Raw genomic sequence first — 19,150 nt, forward strand, 5'->3', positions numbered from 1 at the left:
GTTTAACTTAATTTTTTAACACTAATTGCTGTTACTTTATAATCAGGCTCCTTAGAAACAGGGTCATGATCATCAGATACAACATTATTTACTAAAAACTTTTGATCATAGAAAGCGGCGAAGACTACTCCTGGAGTTTCGTGATCTCTTGAGATATCTACGATGCCTTCCATTTTTCCTCTTGAACTTTCAACTTCAATTTTATCTCCCTTTTTAACACCTTGTGCACCAGCATCACTTGGATGGAAAACAAAACGACCTGGACCAGCAGAATGATTTAATTCTGGTACACGGAAAGTCATTGTTCCTGTATGCCATTGTGAAATCACACGTCCTGTTGTTAAGAATAATGGTCTTTCTTCAGATACATCTTCTTTACCAGCAATATAAGGTCTAGCAAAAACAACTGCTTTACCATCTGGTTTTCCATAGAAATGAACTTTATGGTTCGCATCCACATGTTTATCAGCAAATGGATCACCTTTGATGTATCTTCTTACAGTTCCAGGATGATCTTCTGAAGGACAAGGCCATTGAATACCCCTTTCCGTTCTCAATCGTTCTCTAGTAATTCCTGAGAAATCATATTTTGATGATTTCGAAATTATTCTGTATTCATCCCAACATTCTGTTGGTGTTTTGTATGTAATTAGTTTTCCTTGACCCATTCTGTTGGCAAAGTCAACTAAAATATCAAAGTCTGAACGTGCTTGACCTACAGGTTCTCTTAGCTTTTCAATAATTTGATATCTTCTTTCTGTTTGTCCATACACCCCTTCTTTTTCAATATAAAGAGCTGCCGGAAGAAGAATATCTGCAAACTTAGCTGTTTCTGTATCTTCAAAAATTTCAGAAACTACTAGGAAAGCTTTTTCCATTCCTTCTCTGTAGTATCTGTTGTTTGGTAAAGATTGTGCAGGGTTAGAACACATAATCAATGCTGCTTTCACATCACCTGTCACCATACCATCAAACATAGCTAATGCATGTCTACCTGGTTTTGGAGCAATTGTACCTTTAGGCACTTTCCAAAGCTCCTCCATTTCGTTTCTATGTTGTTCTTTAGCAATTAAACGACCGTTTGGTAATAAGTGAGCAAGTGAACCTGTATCACGAACACCTCCACAAGCATTACTCTGTCCAGTTAATGAAAGTGGTGTTGCACCAGGCTTACAAATCTGGCCAGAGATTAAGTGTAAAGAGTTAAGTGTATTATTTAAAAATACCCCCTGTACTCTTTGGTTAATACCCATTGTCCACATAGACATCGTCGCTTTCGATGAAGCAAACTGATAAGCAATCTCTCTAATTTGTCTTGGAGTGATACCTAATTCATCTGCTACTTTCTCAGGTCTGTAGTCTTTTAGGAACTTTTTATATTCATCTAAAGTGATTTTGTTTTTACCATCACTGAAATTGACATATTTGCCTACAAAATCCTCATCGATTAACCCCAATTCTGCAATTACGCAACACATAGAGTTTAACAACAACATATCTTTACCTGGTAAAACAGGAACATAGACATCTGCATGTACAGCTGTTTTTGTTTTACGAGGATCGACAACGATGATTTTTACATTTGGATCAGCTTTTTTACGCAACATGATTCGTTCCCATAATGGAGGGTGGCATTCATATGCGTTAGAACCGATTAAGAAAAATGTTTCTGCATGGTCGATATCTTCGTACGCCCCTGGAGGTTCGTCTTTACCAAAAGTTTGTGTATAACCAACTGCAGCTGATGCCATACATAAACGAGGGTTACCATCAACGTTATTTGATTTAAACCCAGCCTTAAATAATTTATTTGCTGTATATGATTCTTCAATTAGTAATTGACCTGAACCATAGAACCCGATACTTGTCGGACCATTCTGATCTAAATTTTCTTTGAATTTTTTGGTCATTAGTTCCATCGCCTCTTCCCAAGTCGACTCTACTAACTTACCATTCTTCTTAATTTTCGGGACTTTTAATCTTTCAGGGCTCTTCATTACTTTATCAAGCATTGACCCTTTAATACATATGACACCTTTGTTGTGGGCTTCTTGGTCTCCACGGACTCTAACTAATTTGTCCTTATTCATTCCCAACATCACTCCACAACCTGTACCACAATAACGGCATACAGATTTGTGCCATGATTTCACTGGCCCTTCATCAACAATAAGTTCAGTTAGTCCCCAACCACTTAGTGCAGCTCCGCCTACGGCAACGGTACCGCCAGTTAGTTTTAGGAAATCACGTCTTGATAAATTCAAGTCGTCTTTTTTATTACTCATTTAACAGTAGTGTTTAATTCCGAATATTATAAATCAATAATGTGTTTAATTATCTAAAATTTAGCTTTTAGATTTCGATATGTAATACTAAAATCAATAAAATTTCTATTTCATGACATAAGTCACCAAATAAAGATGATATTTAATAGAAATTAACTATTGAGGCGTAACTAATATTGCACTCAGAGAAATTTTAGATATTTTTACCTAAAATTAAATAAGATTTTAACTTTTATTTATCTTTAATTATGCTAAAAAAATTACTATCTGTAATTACGCTACTGACCTTATTTAGTGGTGCTTATGCTCAAGATTTTACGATTGATGCACAACTAAAACCTCGTTATGAATACAGAAATGGCTTTGGTCAATTAAGACCATCTAATGCCGACATGGACCGCCCAGAAAACTTTGTATCACAAAGATCAAGATTACGTTTCTTATTCAATGATAAGAGTGAAAAATTCAGAATGGGAGTTTCCATCCAAGATGTAAGAACATGGGGTGAGATCAACCACTTTGCAAATAAAGACAGAGGCAACCTTCACGTTCATGAAGCTTGGGGTGAATTATTATTCACTGATGCGTTTTCTGCAAAAGTCGGTCGCCAAGAGTTAGTGTATGATGATCACCGTATCTTTGGTTCAGTAGATTGGGCGCAACAAGCGAGAAGCCATGATGCCATCGTATTCAAATACGAAAAATCATTTAAATTACATGGTGGTATCTCCATTGCAACGAATGGTGAAAATAACTTCTACACCGGTATTAACCAAGGAGTTGCAAACAATTCATATAAAAATATGCAATACTTATGGTTCCATAAAGACTTGAGTGAAAATGTAAAACTTTCTGCTCTTGCAATGAACCTTGGTATTGAACAAGATAAAGACCCTAACAATAATAATAGAACAGATTTTGAAACAGTATACCAACAAACATTAGGTGCTCGAGCTGAGTTTAGACCGGGTAAAATTGGTGTAAATGCTGCGTTCTACTACCAAATGGGTAATACAGGTGTTGGTGCAGCTCAACAAAATCTTTCTGCTTACAATGCTTTAGTAGAAGTTTTATTTAGTGCTAACGATGCTTTAGCATTCACATTAGGTGGTGAATTACTATCTGGTACAGCTTATGATGCAGCAGGTGATGTCAACAATTCATTTAACCCTTACTTTGGTACAAACCACAAATTCAACGGTCATATGGACTACTTCTATGTTGGTGGCAGAAACCCAAGAGGTGGTTTAACTGATATTTACTTAGGTGCTACTTACAATATGGAAGATTGGAAATTCTACGGCAGAGTTCACTCTTTCATGTCAAATGCTAAGATTGATGACGGTAATGGTGTTGAACAAGGCAATAACTTGGGTACTGAATTGGATTTGAATGCCAATTACAAATTCAGCAAATACATCTCTATTCAAGGTGGATGGTCTGCAATGTTTGCTACAGATTCAATGCAATATGCCACTGGAGCGAATGCAGGTGGTGACTCAGGAAAATTCAACAATTGGGGTTGGTTAGGTTTAGTAATCAAACCAACACTTTTCACAACAAAGAAGAAAGAAGTTAGTGCTAACTAATCGCTAACTTACCGATATATACATCCTTTTATTAGAAAGGCTATCATTAGATTAATGATAGCCTTTTTTAATGCATTATTAATTGTAATAATTATTATTCTTCTATTTCAAATAGTTAAAAATACTACTCTCTTAAACCTAAAACTATGTTAAAGAAAAAGAAGTATCTTTTAGAGATACTTCTTTACATATTTTAAGCAAACATGACTTAAGTCACTATTAACTATTGATTACAACTTCTTTTTTGCTAGCTTCAAAATACTATCCACTTGCTCTTGAATTGTCAGTCCTGAAGTGTCTACCACCACAGCATCATCAGCTTTTTTCAATGGACTTTCCTTTCTTGTTGAGTCTAAATGATCTCTATTTTCAATATCAGCTATAACATCACTAAGATTAGTACTTACTCCTTTAGATTCCATTTCTTTTAGACGACGTTTAGCTCTTACCTTCACATCGGCTGTCATGAATACTTTTAGTTCTGCTGTAGGAAAGACTACAGTGCCAATATCACGACCATCCATCACTATTCCTTTGTCTTCTCCCATCTTCTGTTGTTCTCTCACACAAAAGACCCTTACTTCTTTAATAGCAGCCACATCGCTCACACGACTAGTAATATCCATGTTACGGATGAAAGGCTCTACATTTTTATTATTAAGGTGTATTTCGCCTAATCCTTTTTCTGGGTTAAAGACAAATTTTAATGAAATCTCATTTAACGCTTTCTTCACTTCTGTAGGATCAGCAAAATCAACTTCATTCTCAAGAAAATAATAGGTTACTGCCCTATACATTGCTCCAGTATCAATAAATACATAATTTAATGATTTTGCTACTGCTTTTGCAGTAGTTGATTTGCCACAACCTGCGTGACCATCTAACGCTATGATGATTTTTTTCATTAATTGTAGTGGTTTAATTTCTCTCAAATTACAAAAGAAAACCCTATACAGACTAAACTGCATAGGGTTATTAAGGTAATAAATTTATATCTACTTTTTGAATAATTTCTTGAATACTACAGAGTAGTAATCAGTATCAAAAAGTTTTACATCGTTTTTCGCTTGGTATGTGAAGAACAAACCAAAGACTAACAAGAAGATATTTGACAACCACGTTCCTAGAACTGGGTCGATTAATAACTCTTTTGCCATCTTTTCACCTGTAATCGTAATGATATAGTAAATCACGAAGAACAATACTGATACCAATACAGGAACACCAAGACCACCTTTTTTGATAATCGCTCCAAGTGGTGCACCGATTAAGAACATTAGTAAAATAGCGACTGCTGTAGAAATTTTCTTTTGAACATCAATCGTATATTTCACATCCTCTTTTAACTGATTAGCATGCCTAGAGGCATTCGACTTCAATACATTGTAGAAACTCGAAGCACTATTGTATGCTGAAGATGTAATTCTAAGTTTATTAGTCTTTGAATTAGGGTCAAATTTCTTCTTAGTAAATTTATTGGCTTTATGTTCACCTTTAGCAGAAGTATTTCTATAGTAGAACTGTGTCTTACCATTCTTAGCAAGCATAGCACTGTAATCTACCATAGCTTTCTCTAATGAATCTTGCTCCGCTTTTAACTGAGTACTATTTTTCATTAGGTTATGCCCCATGAATAAGTCCTCTCTAGTTTCGTTCATCGCATATGATTCCATTGAGAAATAGAAAATTGAAGAATCGAATTCAGAATGTACATACTGAATATCCGCCTTCGATTTTTTATCTTCTACTTCACTGTATGCATTACCATTAAACAGGGTCAACATCAAAAATGTATCGTCGTTGATCAATTCCATTTTACCATGGTTGGCCAAAATCACTTCTTTGTTTCCACGGTGTCCTTCATGTTTATAAATGATCACATCATGAATACCGATTCCGTCTTCATCCTTTTTCGATACTTTGATACTATAACCATCTAAGCCGTTATAAAATGCTCCTTCTTTAAGGTTCATCGTCGGTTTAGTCTGTTTGATATCATAAAGCAAACTATAAGCTTTCAAATTAGCGTGAGGTACGACAGTATCGTTATATACTAATTGAAATAATGTAACAGCTATTGTAAAGAAAAATACAGGTCTTAATACTCTAATTAATGAGATCCCTGCCCCTTTAATTGCTGTTAGTTCAGAGTGCTGTCCTAAACTACCATAGGTCATTAACGACGCTAGCAACACGGCTAGTGGTAATGCTAATGGCAACAAGGCTAATGCAAACCAAAAGAACAATTCCGCATAAACATCGTATCCTAAATCTTTGCCTAAGAAATAGACAAATTTTGAGATCATGTACTGCGACCAAAAAATAAATAAAACAATTGCAGAAGTTAATGCAAAAGGTCCTATGTATGCTTTTAATAATAGCTTATCTAGCTTCTTCATTCTTGCTTTGTGAGTTCTATTCTACTCAAGATATATTCATGAGTAACGCAAATCTAAAAAACTGCTTACTAAAATAAATGATCATTTAAGGGTTATAGCGAGTTTTTTAAAACTTTAACAACTATTCGGTATAATCGTACAAGGCGTCCTCTATGGCACTCATTTTTGAAGGGGAATATTTACCACTGGTTACAAATAAAATTTTGCCATTCGGATCTAAAATAAAAAAGTAAGGAACATCTTTGGCGCCCAATCCTAAAGAATTTTTATACTCTTTTACACTTCCTAAAACTATGGCTACATTATCGTGTAACTTTTTATCAATATTCTTTTTCATTGAGCTTTTCAATGTCTTTTCAGCGGCTTTAGCAATTCCTCTAGCAAGGGCAACAAACTGCATATTGACATTATAAGTTGTCGATCCAAAAAGATCCGATTTAGGAGGATTAATAAATGTCGTGTAGATGGGTTGCATCCAACTCTCTAAATTTTCCTGTGATTTTTTCGAATAGGCCACTCCAATTAATGTAGCCTTCCCCTTTACAGCATTGGGCAACACAATTTCTTTATCATTGATAGTCGTCGCCTCCATTTTGGGGAACATTTTTCCTTTTTGAGCGGAAACAATGGAGAAAGAGAGTAACAATAATGTCAATGACAAGAAAGTTTTTGATTTAAAATTCAACATGATGAACATCGTTATTTTCAGTATATAATAAAATTAATTTAATGGTCTTAAAACCCATTTTCTTTAAAGCAGTACCATAGCGCTTGATTTGAACTTCATGGTGATCATTATGATTACCTGTCTTATAATCAATTACTATCGCTTCATCACCTTTGTACATCAAACGGTCGGGACGATCTACGATTGCCGCCTTCATGAGTTCTTTTCTAGGTGATATTATTTCAGTTTCATTTAGTACAGTATATCCGGATGATTTATCAAAATAAATACTTACTTCTGGGTGACTTATAATTTTCAGTATTGCATCTTGATATTCCAATAATTCTTCGTAATCAATCCAACCTTTTCGCTCCAAATAATTGGATGCTTCAATATAGTCTTCTTTAAATCTGATTTTTTCGAAAGCTTTATGAATAATTACTCCCTTATTTTTGGCTAATGCAATTTCTTCTAAGTGAATTTCTTTTTCGCCTAATTCCAAAGAGCCGCTTTTCATCCTTAAATGCTCCGATTGATCTGTGTGAATGATCTCCTTAATTTCGTTGACCGCACTTATCTGTTCAGCATCTTTGTTAGGTACATCGTCTGAGAAAAATTCATATTCGTTAAATATTTCTTCATTTGTTTCCGAAGAAATAGTAACTGATGCCAATTCTTTTGCATCAAAATTATCATGAGAAAAAGCGAAATCTTTAAACTTCAATAAAAGATCGGTTACCTGAGTGGATTTGAACCTTGAATCTACCGTAAAAATATGAAGGTGCTTCTTGGCTCTTGTTGTCGCTACATAAAGCATATTGACGGCATCAATAAAGGTTTCTTCTACTTCTTCTAAGTAATCTTCTGCAAATTCCGTGTTTTCCAAGTAGGATGACAAAGGAAGATTAGTTGCTCCTAACTCTGGAATAACATCATTTCCTTCCCAATTAAACCATTTAGACGATTTATTTTGAGGTTTAACCGACCAATTGGCAAATGGCAAAAGCACAACAGGGAACTCTAAACCCTTCGATTTATGAATGGATAGAATTCGAACTGCATTAATGTTATCGGGAACAGATATAGCCTCTTTATCTTTTAAACTCTCCCATCTATTTAGAAACTCTTGAGCACTATTTCCTTTTTTCTGAGAATGTGATAATACCACTCCCAAGAATTTCATTTGATAGGATTGTTCCGTTGTTCTTTTATTTAATTGAAAGTTCTGAATCAGAAACTCGACTTGATCAAACATTGATTTTCTCCTGAAAGAGGATAATTCAAAATCAACATCAAATTCTTTTTTGAGGATAGCTTCAAAATCGGATGGGGATTCACACTCTTTCATTGCCTTCCCTAAATCAACATAATCGCTTCCTGGGAAAATGGTTGGCGATTCATTCTTCTTCTCCCATCGATTGTTTTTGATATCATTAAAGTGAGCAAACAAGAATCTGATAATCTCCATATAAAGCATCTTATCCAACCTTCTAGCAAGGAGGCGAATCATATTGACCATAAATTGGATGGATGGAGCAGAATTGACCAAAAGCGACTCTGATGAAATCACTTCTACATCTTCTTTTACTAAGTAATCTGCGATCTTGGCTCCATTATCATTTTTTCTAACGAGGATGGCAATATCTTTATAAGCATAGCCTTCTTCTTCAACCAATTGTTGAATGACCTGATGGATTCTTTTTAGATTTATTTCCTCAGATTCAGATGCACTTCCTGATTGTTGTAAAATAGACAGACGTACTTGTCCACCTTGTTTCTTTACCTTTTCTTGCTCACCCCCCTCATAGAATTTACTTAGCATTTCCTTCTTTGCATCTTGTCGAATAAACTCATACAATGTATTATTAAACTCAATGATGTTTGGGAAACTTCTAAAGTTCTTGCCGAGTTTTAATGGGTTGGCTTCTTTTTCAAAGACATATTCCTCTTGCTGTAAAGCAGTTCCTTTTGCTGTTGGCAAATGAGGCAATTCCACTAACATTTCTGCCTGCCCGCCTCTCCAACGATAAATTGACTGTTTGGCATCACCTACAACTAAACATTTATTACCTTCTCCTTCTGTTAGTGCATTTGACACCAATGGAATGAGGTTATGCCATTGTGTTTTTGATGTATCCTGAAATTCATCAATTAAAATATGATGATAACGTTCTCCCAAACGTTCATACAAATAAGGAATTGGAGCATCCTCTACTATCTTATTGATGTTGTCCCCTATTTCTGATATATGAATCCAACCTTGCTCTTTCTTTTGTACCTCCAACTCTTTTTGAAGTAACAATGCAGTTCCGACTAGATAAATTTTATCGTATACCTTTTTAATTAATTCAGTAGAAAGAATTACCTCTATGATTGAGGCTACACTCGATTGAATCAATGGATAAGCGGCGTCCATTTGACCGCCAAACTTTTTATAATTCGTTTTAGTAGTTAATGAAGATGGATCTCCACTTTCAGCCACCTTCTTAATCGGATTACCAATATCCTTTTTCTTATCCATTTGAGATAATGGCTTATCAAATTTGATAATGGCTTTACCTACATTCGAGCTAAGTTCATCCAATGACAATCCATTATCAGAAAGTGATTTTCTTATGGTTTGATAGGCGTCCTGAACAATCTTCTCATTGTCCTCATATATTATTTTTCGAAGACGGTTGGCTATTTTCGAAAAATCAGCAATACTTAATTCTTCTTTTGTTTCCTGATTAATACCCAACTTTTCGATAATGCGTCTCTGATTATCATCAAAAAGTGCTTTCCCGAAATCGCTAATGTTTGGTACTATATTCCAACTCCTATCCTCTTCTGCCATTTTTAAAGAGAATTGAGTTAATGCTTTCGTCAGATCCTTAGCTTCTTCTTTACCTACTCTATCCATCAAACTATAAATAGCATCTTCAAGAAGGTTAGAGGAATCGAGTACCAACTCAAAATTAAATGGGAAGTCTAAATCTCTTTTAAATGCTTGAGCTACCTTTTGGGAAAAAGCATCAATGGTGCTTACGGAAAAGTTAGAATACCCGTGCAATATTTGTTGATGAACAATTTTAGATCTAGATTTTATTCTATTAAAGATTTCTGGCTCTAAAGGACTTTTTTGTTCATCAGGTGTTATATCGTCAATCCCAAAACCAAAAAACTCATTGATGATACTTTTGAGCATATCATCTTCTAATTTACTCTCAGCTTTGGAAAACTTTAAAAGTTGCTCTAGAATACGTTCTTTCATCTCTGCAGTCGCCAAATTGGTAAAAGTGACTGCTAGAATATGTTGAAAGTAGTCTGGATTAAATTCTTCATCAAACTTTTCGATTTGCAAAGCAATTTTGATGTATTCCTTTGCTAGGGTAAATGTTTTTCCAGCTCCAGCCGAAGATCTATAAATATTGAATTTCTTTGAAGTACTCAATGTGGAATTTGCTAAGGGTAGACGAATTTGATTTATAACCTTGAAGGTACTTGATTATTTTGACAGGATATCAAAAATTTTGTCTCTGTAGGTTTTTCCTACTGGAATTTCTTTATCACCTATCCAAACCATATGTTTTTCAAAGGCGGTTACTTTTTTCTTATTGATGATATGAGAACGATGTACTCTTAGAAATCCATAAGGCGCTAATTCATTCTCTAATTTAGTTAATGAGTAAAGTGAAACGATCCTTTCTCCAGAATCTAAATAGAAGGAAACATATTCTTTTAAACCTTCTATACATGTTATTTCTGAAGGCAACACCTTATGCGTTTTCTGATCTCCTTTTATAAAGATAAACTCTTCTTTTTCATCTGTTTTTCCTGTCTGAGATTTCATTTCTATCCACTCTATCGCTTTATTTATGGATTTAATAAAGCGATCCAATGGAAAAGGTTTCAAAAGGTAATCGATGGCATTAAGCTCATAAGATTCCACTGCATATTCAGAATAAGCAGTAGTAAAGATCACGACAGGTGGATTAGACATACTTTTTATTAGATCCAACCCAGATAGTTCCGGCATTTGAATATCTAATAATAGGATATCAATTTGTTGTTCTCTCATGACCTGCATTGCTTCTAAAGGAGAGGAACAACTTCCCGCTTCTTCTAGAAATGGTATTTTTTTAATGTAGGCTGATAATAAATCTCTAGCTAATTGTTCATCATCAACAATTAAACATTTATAGTTTCTTTGATTGTCCAATGTTATTTAAGTCTAATCGTAAATCTTCCTCTAAGTTCTGAAAGATAAGGTAACTTTTCAACATAAATCGTGTTGTGATCTGCGCTATTTTATTAAATTTGAACGAAATTTTTAAAATACAACAATGAGTGGAGAAACTTTAAAGATAGTTATTGTAGCTATTCTAACAGGCGAGTTTGTATTGGAAAGAGTGCTTAGCCACCTCAATATTAAAGCAATGAGTAACAAACTTCCTTCTAAATTGGAAGGATTATATGATGCAGCGGAATATAAAAGATCACAAGAGTATCAAGCTGAAAAAGATCGTTTAGGTCTTTACAGCAGTGCAGCATCTTATTTATTAACGATGATTTTACTTTTAGCAGGAGGTTATGCAGCTATCAATTCTTTTTGCTTAGACCTTTCTGATAATAATACTATACAGCTATTGTCATTTTTTGCCATCATCGCACTAATTTCTGATGTTATCGGAATTCCTTTTGAGTGGATGAATACTTTTAAAATCGAAGAAAAGTATGGATTCAATAAAATGACTGTAGGTACTTTTGTTCTTGATAAATTAAAAGGATATGCATTAGGAGCTATTCTTGGCGGTTTATTATTATGGGGTTTTGTAGCATTCTATCACAACTTCCCTTCTACGTATTGGATCATTGCTTGGGTAGTATTCATGTTATTTGCTTTAGGGGCAACAATGTTCTATGCCAATGTGATTTTGCCAATGTTTAATAAACTTACTCCTCTAGAGGAAGGTGAGTTATTAAGTGCTATTACTACTTATGCCAACAGCGTAGATTTCCCTCTTGGAAAAATTATGGTGATGGATGGATCGAAAAGATCGACAAAAGCCAATGCCTTTTTTAGCGGTTTAGGTGGCAATAAAAATATTGTGCTTTATGATACTTTAATTGAGAAATTATCTACGGATGAAATCGTTGCAGTATTAGCACACGAAGTGGGACACTATAAGAGAAAGCACACCTTACAAATGTTTGTGATCTCTGCAGTAAATATCTTTATTACACTTTGGTTATTGAGCTTATTTATTGATTCTAAAGAACTGATGGTAGCTATGGGTGCTGATAACATGACACAGTTAGGAAGTTTCTTTAAATCGAATACTGGTGGATATTTATCACCACTTAACCTTGTTGCTTTCTCTATGCTATACAGTCCAATTTCTATGATTACAGGATTAATTGTCAATGCATTCTCGAGAAAGAATGAATTTGAGGCTGATGCTTATGCTAAAGACACGTCATCAAGTAGTGCTTTGGTGGAAGCTTTAAAGAAATTATCGGTGGATTCATTAAGCAATTTGACTCCTCACGATAGTTATGTAAAAATGCATTATTCTCATCCTCCATTAATTCAAAGAATGGAAGCAATGGAAGAATAAATCACATATTTATTAAAAGCAAAGAGGTGACCTAATCATTCCGTTTAGGTCACCTCTTTTTTTTATACAATACCATTAAACTATATAGTTTTCTGGAAGTAAGTCTAGAATGGTTTTTTTCTTTAATATTTCGAGCTGTGCATCTCGGACATCAAGCATAACTGCTTTTAGGGTGCAATTGACTTCATCTTCGCAATCCTCACAAGGTTCGTAATAATTAAGGCTTACACAAGGTAATGGTGCAATAGGGCCTTCAATCATACGATGAATATCGCAAAGAGTCACTTCTTGAGGATCCTTAATAAGATAATATCCCCCACCTTTTCCTTTCTTACTGCTTAGGATTCTACCTTTTCTTAACTCTAAAAGAATACTCTCTAAGAATTTCTGAGATATATTTTCCTTTTTAGCAATATCAGAAATAAGTACTGGACCATCGCCATATTTAGAAGCCAAAAACCTCAATGCTTTTAATGCATATTTTGTCTTTTTGGATAACATATTAAGTCTATAATTTATGTTCGTTGTGCTAACAAGATACAAATTTAAATATATCTATAAAAATAGTACTATTCTATTTAGTTAATAGGACTAGTATATAAAATTATTAAGTATAAAATTTAAATTTCTTTGCAATTATATAAAGAATTTATCACCTTTCTTTTTTAACTGTACACTTAAGTTCATTTTTTTATGATGGATCAAATTCAAGACTTTTTTGTAGGGCTTAGTCAAGGACAACTTTCTACATTATTCATCGCCATTATCGCTATCATCGTCGTATTTTGGAAAGTAGCAAAAGCTGTCATTCGCTTGGCTGTAATTGTGGGTATTATCCTTATTGCTATTTTCGCTTATCAAGAGTTTGAACCTAACTTTGCGGAGAAAGGTTTTAATAAGATGAAACAAATTACAAATTAATATGGCAATACACATTACAAATGTCCTAGTAATCAATATTATAATACTATAATTATTGCTTTAGAGGAAATAGTTTTGTTTATTGTAGTACCAAATAAGAAGATATATATCTTCCCTTAACAATTAAAGGGTTGAATAGTTTGATTAACTATTCAACCCTTTTCCTTTTCTTTATGAATTCAGAGATTATTCTGACTTTTCCTTTCTCACAAAAATAAAATCTCCTCCTTCATCTCCAGTTGAATTGATGACACCGAATTGAGGAACGTTTTCTGAGTTATTCATTACTGCATCTCTAAAGCTGTCAAACAATGATCGTGCGGACGTATATTTCTCCGTATTATCCAAAAGTCTTTTCTGTAGGTATTTCACAAATACACTTTCATCTGGCACTTCTTTTAATGTTCCACTTGTCATGGCTTTTCTAGAAGGTAGCTTTTCTAAATTTTTAATGGCTTTAGGTGCATCATTAAATGCTGCTCTTGTTTTAAAAATACCTCCTGAAAAACACGCATCTGAAATTAATAAAACATGTTTTGCTTTATAAGAAGCTATGTATTCTTTTATAGTAGAATTTCTTACCCAATTGGCCGTACTCTTTGCTTTAGCATCAGATGGCAACCAATACCCTGCCTTACGCTTTGAATCCCAGTGTCCATGCCCGGCATAGAATATTAAAATATGATCACTTTCCTTAGCTACTTCCATCACATTATCCAACGTTTCTATTATTTCTACTCTGGTTGGACTCTTTAGAAAAGTCACGTTTTCTTTAGGGAAAGTGTAATGCTTAGTTAAGATATCATGAATCTGTTGTGCATCATCTACTGGTCGATCCAAATTGGCAATTTTATCATCTTTATAATCATTAATTCCAATGATAATTGCTCTATACACAGGCTTTTGTTCATACTCTATAATTTCAAAACCTAAATCAGAAAATGAGGAAATGCTAGGTCTTGTAGCCGTTTTAGCTTCTTCCTTATCCTCCTGCTTATCTTCATCGTTCTCGTTATTTCTTGTTTTAACGACTACTTCTTTTTTATCCTGCTTCTCTTCTTTTAGAATGTGTCCCCAATGCAATTCCTTTAATTTTCCTTCGTGAGAGAAGTAGGCCATTTTACTTATACCATCCATACAAGGAGGATGTGCATAATCTTGAGCATTTAACGCATCAATTGGAAAAGGATCACCCCAAGTATCGTCTTCGTTTTTGATAGAACACATGACTTCATACTCTAAACCTTCTTCACTGATCTTTGACATGAAAAATAAGGTTTTACCATCAGGCATGATCTTAGGTTCTTTTTCAGAATATAGATTTATTGGTTTTGGTAATTTCTTAACATCCGTTACATTTCCTTTATTATCAAGTGCAGCATAGTAAATCGCGTACTTTAAATTTGTCGGATCAGAATTATCCTCTAAACGACAAAAATACAGTCCTTTTCCATCTTTTGTTGGAGAAGGGAACATTTCGTAACCTCTTGAGTTGATCTGGTAAGGTAAAATTTCAGGTTTACCTAACCTTCTACCCCAACGTTTCATTTTATAAATATCGCCTTGATTCCCTTTATTAATGGCCGAAAAATAAATCCAACGTCCATCGTGACTAATCACTGGACTGGTAGGATAAGGCATATTATCAGGTAATATCAATTTGGTTGGAGGCATAAATTTTCCATCCACTTTATTTGATAAGAAAAAATCAAAACCTTTCTTTTTTTCTCTTGCAAAAAGTAATGTTTTACCATCAGAAGTAATACTTGGAAAACGTTCGTCGCCATCCAAATCAAATTCTTCGGGAAATGAGGATTGTGAAAATCCTGTAGTCACTAGTATAAAATTCAGTAAAAGAATAAAAATTTGACGTCTATTCACAGCCTGTATTTTTAAGGGATTTAATATTCTGTATCTTTGTGCGTTTCGAGGCACATTTATTTGGTTTTTCTATTCAGTTAATAGAAGTTGTTATCCAGTTTAGTTCCTCAAATTTAAAAAGAAGTATCAAACTTCATACCTCAATAGATGCAAATGCAAGTAGATCAGAAAGTAAAAAAGAAAGAAAACCCTTTATGGAGTTTAGTTTTTAATATTGTTATTCCTGTTTTAATACTTTTAAAACTAAGTGACGATGAATATTTAGGCGACTTATATGCAATGCTTATTGCTTTAGCTTTTCCAATTGGTTACAGTATTTATGATTTTAAAGTTAGAAAAGAGGTCAGCATCATCGCTGTTCTTGGTATCATAAATGTGGCTTTAACCGGTGGAGTGAAACTATTAAACTTACCCCCTGAATATATTGCCATTAAAGAAGCAATGGTTCCTTTTGTTATTGCTGTTCTTATCTTCTTCTCTACATTTACCAAATATCCATTAGTCAACAAATTTATCTACAATGATATGATTATGGATATTAAAAAAATTGAAAGTAAGCTAGAAGAAACTAATCACCAAGTAGCTTTTAAGAAATTATTAAAAAATACATCCTTTATTGTAGCGGGTTCTTTCTTGGTTTCTATGATCTTGAATTATGTTATTGCCAAAGCAATTGTGGTAAGTCCTGCCAACACTAAGGATTTTAACGATGAGATTGCCTACTTACAATCCATCAGTTTTGTTGCCATTGCTCTTCCATCTATGGCATTTATGGTGGTTGGTTTATGGTATTTAACGAAAGGCATAACGCGTTTAACAGGATATCAATTCCAAGAAATCCTAGTGGGATACGATGAGGAAATGGAAAAGAAAAAAGCGGAGGAAGAAAATAACTTAAACGATTAATCATACTATGGCGATTATCGATTCATCTATAGCAAAAGCCAAAGAAGTATTGGATAAAGGTGGCCTTATCGGACTACCTACAGAAACAGTCTATGGTTTAGCAGGTAATGCACTAGACCCTAAGGCTGCTGCTCATATTTTTGAAGTAAAAGCTCGTCCAAGCTTCGATCCTTTAATTGTTCATAGCGATTCTCTAGAACGTTTATCTCCCTACGTAAAAGATATACCTGAAGCTGCTCAAAAACTAGCAGATGCTTTCTGGCCAGGATCTTTGACTATGGTTTTACCTCGTTCAGAAAAAATTCACGATTTAATCACTTCAGGATTAGATACTGTAGCTGTTAGAGTTCCAAAACATCAATTGGCTTTAAATCTATTGTCTCAATTAGATTTTCCCGTAGCAGCCCCAAGTGCTAATCCTTTTGGATATATCAGTCCTACGTCTGCCCAACACGTGCAAGACGGTTTAGGCGAAAAAATCGATTATATTTTAGATGGTGGCGATTGCTTTGTTGGCGTAGAATCAACAATCGTCGGTTTTCCTAATGGCGTTCCGACTATTTACAGAAAAGGAGGTATTCCTGTGGAGGAAATTGAAAAAGTGATAGGCAAGGTGGAAGTTAACGCACAGTCTTCTTCACAACCTCAGGCACCGGGAATGCTACATAGACATTACGCTCCTAATGCCCAATTGTTATTAGGTGATATCAAAGAGATGATTGAAGAGTACAAAGGCAAAGATTTTGTTACTTTATCTTTATCCTCTTCATTTGATAATGTACCCGAAGAAAATCAATTTACCCTTTCTAAAGAAGGTGATTTAAATGAGGCAGCTAGAAATCTTTTCAAGACGCTTCGATTAATAGATAAAAAAAATCCATCCTTCATACTTGGAGAATGGATGCCTGAAGAAGGTCTTGGTCGTGCAATGAATGACAGGATAAAACGAGCAGCGGCTCTAGGCTAATTCAGGAGTTTGCATTTCTACATACTCAGGTTGGAAAGACAGCCTGAGTATGCATTGAGTGCCTTTTCCTTCCATAGATTCTACGACTAATCTACCATTGTTTCTCATCACAAAATCTTGAACGAGTAGCATTCCTAATCCAACCCCTTTTTCCTTAGACGTTCCTTTGGTTGAGTATTGTACCTCAGGATTCATCAACTTATCCAAATTTTCTTTACTCATACCTACCCCATTGTCAGAGATAACGATTTTTACCTCATCTTTAACTTTGGAGGCTTCAATTCTAATCACCCCTGTTCCATCATCGGATGTAAACTTCATGGCATTAGAAATCAGATTCCTAATCACACAGTCTATACTATTAAAATCAAATACACTAAAAAGGTTTTCTTCCGCTAATAATTCTAATTGAATATTTTTCTTTTTGGCTGTGCTGCTATAAAGCTCATAGTTTTTATTAAGTACTTTATTGATAGAGTTGACTTTCTTATCAATTTTAAGTGAATTTGATGCGGACCTAGACCATGAAAGTAAGTTCTCCATAAGATCCATGATATTCTTCATAGAAAAATACATATCCTTAGAAAGTATGGTGATCTCTTCTGGGGTAAAAGCATTTGATCTTTCCATCATCAATTTTAAAAACCCTATTTGCGTATTGATAGGACCTTTTAAATCGTGAGATATGATTGAGAAGAACTGATCTTTCATTTTGTTACTCTCCATCAATTGCTTTTCAGATTTTTTGAGTTGATGATTACCTGCTTCCAATTCCTTAAACTGGTTTTGAATCATATCATACATTTCCTGAAACGAATTGGCTAAGGAGGCCACTTCACTGGTCGGCTTTCTAAGTGATTTGAAATCGATATTTTTCTCTGTTTGCACATATCCATCTTCTATCACTTTTCGAGTTCTACCCTCAAGAACTGTAATTGGAGTAGACACTTTTAATGCAGTATTATATCCGACAACCATTGTAAATAACACCGCAATTAAACTTACTAGTGCATAAGATAATTTTATCTTCCACATTAACTGAACAAACCGATTAGAAACATCTGTACTTAGAGAGTCAAATTCGGATTCTATATAATCTGACTTGTTATGTAATTTACCGATTAAACCATCTTTTCTATTCTGACCGATACGGTATTGTATCAGTACAATCTCATTAAAAACAATAAGGTAATTGTCTACTTGTTGAGCAAAGGCTTTATCTTGTGTCCCGTCTATACGAGACTTTAATTCTCCGGCAATTTTATTGATTTCCAGTACATAGGACGTCTTGGGGTCTAAGAAATATTTCACAGCAAGGTGTTGCATTCGATTATAATATGAAATATTGACACTCCCTTTTAATCCTAATAATTGATTTCCGTTATCAAGAAACTCTTTGTATAAACCTGTTGATTCTGATCCTAACGTTCTTTTAGCATTTATCAATTCATAAAATATACTATTGTATTCATCAATTAAGCTATCAACAAAAAGAAGATTATCATTTATCTTCCATTCTTCCACTTTATCGTTGCTTAATAATTTATCGATACTTGCCGAAACTAGTTCTACTTTATTTTTTCTATTTTCTAAAAAAGTTTCTGTCTCTTGGTTATTCTTAAAAGGCATTGCAGAATCGTTAAACAAGTCCGCAGCATCTTGCTTAATAAGATCAAGTACACTTACTTCCATTGTTAGAAGCCATGCTTTTACCTGATCTAAGTTTTCACTCCTATTTATATATTTATAAGTGATAAAAGATATACAAGCAAAGAGAATGGCAAAGGAAATGAAGGCAGTTAATATTCTGCTTCTTAAGCTTCCATTTAACATAACAGTCAGTAATTTAGTGAAGTATATTATTCAGAAAGAGTATAGTTAACATAAACAGTTCACATTAAATTTTAATAAACTGTCAGAGCGTTATCAAATAAT

Annotated in this window: 14 protein-coding genes; 5 read left to right on the plus strand and 9 right to left on the minus strand. The window is 34.2% G+C overall.

Annotated elements, in window-relative coordinates:
- Positions 1 to 2: 2 nt before the first annotated feature.
- A complete protein-coding gene (locus MY04_RS08755; protein ID WP_205960508.1) occupies positions 3 to 2,285 on the minus strand; it encodes a molybdopterin-dependent oxidoreductase in 2,283 nt (760 codons plus the stop codon).
- Positions 2,286 to 2,533: 248 nt separating this feature from the next.
- On the opposite strand from MY04_RS08755, the gene MY04_RS08760 reads away from it, so the two are divergent.
- Positions 2,534 to 3,874, plus strand: coding sequence for an alginate export family protein (locus tag MY04_RS08760; RefSeq protein ID WP_066208717.1), 1,341 nt, complete (start codon positions 2,534 to 2,536; stop codon positions 3,872 to 3,874).
- 230 nt (positions 3,875 to 4,104) lie between these two features.
- Here the strand turns inward: MY04_RS08760 and cmk are convergent, their stop codons facing one another.
- The 5 genes from cmk to MY04_RS08785 all read right to left on the minus strand — a co-directional run bounded on the left by cmk (position 4,105) and on the right by MY04_RS08785 (position 11,141).
- The gene (gene cmk / locus MY04_RS08765) at positions 4,105 to 4,779 is read right to left on the minus strand and encodes a (d)CMP kinase (RefSeq protein WP_066208719.1); all 675 of its coding nucleotides are present in this window, start codon (positions 4,777 to 4,779) and stop codon (positions 4,105 to 4,107) included.
- 90 nt (positions 4,780 to 4,869) lie between these two features.
- Positions 4,870 to 6,273: an LptF/LptG family permease gene (locus tag MY04_RS08770; RefSeq protein WP_066208721.1), complete on the minus strand. Its 1,404-nt coding sequence runs from the start codon at positions 6,271 to 6,273 to the stop codon at positions 4,870 to 4,872.
- 121 nt (positions 6,274 to 6,394) lie between these two features.
- The gene (locus MY04_RS08775) at positions 6,395 to 6,961 is read right to left on the minus strand and encodes a hypothetical protein (RefSeq protein WP_066213159.1); all 567 of its coding nucleotides are present in this window, start codon (positions 6,959 to 6,961) and stop codon (positions 6,395 to 6,397) included.
- Positions 6,948 to 10,373 (minus strand): UvrD-helicase domain-containing protein, encoded by a 3,426-nt coding sequence (locus tag MY04_RS08780; RefSeq protein WP_066208723.1) that lies wholly within the window; start codon positions 10,371 to 10,373, stop codon positions 6,948 to 6,950. Before MY04_RS08780 ends, MY04_RS08775 begins: the two co-directional genes overlap by 14 nt.
- A gap of 54 nt (positions 10,374 to 10,427) precedes the next feature.
- A complete protein-coding gene (locus MY04_RS08785; protein ID WP_066208725.1) occupies positions 10,428 to 11,141 on the minus strand; it encodes a LytR/AlgR family response regulator transcription factor in 714 nt (237 codons plus the stop codon).
- A 124-nt stretch (positions 11,142 to 11,265) separates the two neighbouring features.
- Here MY04_RS08785 and MY04_RS08790 point away from each other — a divergent pair, with 124 nt between their 5' ends.
- Entirely contained in the window at positions 11,266 to 12,540 is a 1,275-nt protein-coding gene (locus MY04_RS08790; protein ID WP_066208727.1) for a M48 family metallopeptidase, read from the plus strand.
- A gap of 75 nt (positions 12,541 to 12,615) precedes the next feature.
- On the opposite strand, the gene MY04_RS08795 is transcribed toward MY04_RS08790, so the two are convergent.
- Positions 12,616 to 13,041: an RrF2 family transcriptional regulator gene (locus tag MY04_RS08795; protein ID WP_066208729.1), complete on the minus strand. Its 426-nt coding sequence runs from the start codon at positions 13,039 to 13,041 to the stop codon at positions 12,616 to 12,618.
- Positions 13,042 to 13,233: 192 nt separating this feature from the next.
- Here MY04_RS08795 and MY04_RS08800 point away from each other — a divergent pair, with 192 nt between their 5' ends.
- Positions 13,234 to 13,461: a hypothetical protein gene (locus MY04_RS08800; RefSeq protein ID WP_066208731.1), complete on the plus strand. Its 228-nt coding sequence runs from the start codon at positions 13,234 to 13,236 to the stop codon at positions 13,459 to 13,461.
- A gap of 186 nt (positions 13,462 to 13,647) precedes the next feature.
- On the opposite strand, the gene MY04_RS08805 is transcribed toward MY04_RS08800, so the two are convergent.
- On the minus strand, positions 13,648 to 15,297 hold the full coding sequence (locus tag MY04_RS08805) for a caspase family protein (protein ID WP_066208733.1): 1,650 nt from the start codon (positions 15,295 to 15,297) through the stop codon (positions 13,648 to 13,650).
- 192 nt (positions 15,298 to 15,489) lie between these two features.
- Between MY04_RS08805 and MY04_RS08810 the strand changes: the two genes are divergently transcribed.
- Both MY04_RS08810 and MY04_RS08815 read left to right on the plus strand, forming a co-directional pair.
- A complete protein-coding gene (locus MY04_RS08810; protein WP_066208735.1) occupies positions 15,490 to 16,248 on the plus strand; it encodes a VC0807 family protein in 759 nt (252 codons plus the stop codon).
- A gap of 7 nt (positions 16,249 to 16,255) precedes the next feature.
- Entirely contained in the window at positions 16,256 to 17,215 is a 960-nt protein-coding gene (locus tag MY04_RS08815; protein WP_066208737.1) for an L-threonylcarbamoyladenylate synthase, read from the plus strand.
- On the opposite strand, the gene MY04_RS08820 is transcribed toward MY04_RS08815, so the two are convergent.
- Entirely contained in the window at positions 17,207 to 19,048 is a 1,842-nt protein-coding gene (locus MY04_RS08820; protein ID WP_066208738.1) for a sensor histidine kinase, read from the minus strand. The two genes, MY04_RS08815 and MY04_RS08820, sit on opposite strands and share 9 nt — an antisense overlap.
- Between the last annotated feature and the right edge of the window lie 102 nt (positions 19,049 to 19,150).

The sequence above is a fragment of the Flammeovirga sp. MY04 genome (genome assembly GCF_001682195.2).
GTDB lineage: Bacteria > Bacteroidota > Bacteroidia > Cytophagales > Flammeovirgaceae > Flammeovirga > Flammeovirga yaeyamensis.

Coding starts and splice junctions, on each gene's coding strand:
- MY04_RS08755 (WP_205960508.1), bottom strand. CDS start 2,285: ATGAGTAATAAAAAAGACGACTTGAATTTATCAAGACGTGATTTCCTA.
- MY04_RS08760 (WP_066208717.1), top strand. CDS start 2,534: ATGCTAAAAAAATTACTATCTGTAATTACGCTACTGACCTTATTTAGT.
- cmk (WP_066208719.1), bottom strand. CDS start 4,779: ATGAAAAAAATCATCATAGCGTTAGATGGTCACGCAGGTTGTGGCAAA.
- MY04_RS08770 (WP_066208721.1), bottom strand. CDS start 6,273: ATGAAGAAGCTAGATAAGCTATTATTAAAAGCATACATAGGACCTTTT.
- MY04_RS08775 (WP_066213159.1), bottom strand. CDS start 6,961: ATGTTGAATTTTAAATCAAAAACTTTCTTGTCATTGACATTATTGTTA.
- MY04_RS08790 (WP_066208727.1), top strand. CDS start 11,266: ATGAGTGGAGAAACTTTAAAGATAGTTATTGTAGCTATTCTAACAGGC.
- MY04_RS08795 (WP_066208729.1), bottom strand. CDS start 13,041: ATGTTATCCAAAAAGACAAAATATGCATTAAAAGCATTGAGGTTTTTG.
- MY04_RS08800 (WP_066208731.1), top strand. CDS start 13,234: ATGATGGATCAAATTCAAGACTTTTTTGTAGGGCTTAGTCAAGGACAA.
- MY04_RS08810 (WP_066208735.1), top strand. CDS start 15,490: ATGCAAATGCAAGTAGATCAGAAAGTAAAAAAGAAAGAAAACCCTTTA.
- MY04_RS08815 (WP_066208737.1), top strand. CDS start 16,256: ATGGCGATTATCGATTCATCTATAGCAAAAGCCAAAGAAGTATTGGAT.
- MY04_RS08820 (WP_066208738.1), bottom strand. CDS start 19,048: ATGTTAAATGGAAGCTTAAGAAGCAGAATATTAACTGCCTTCATTTCC.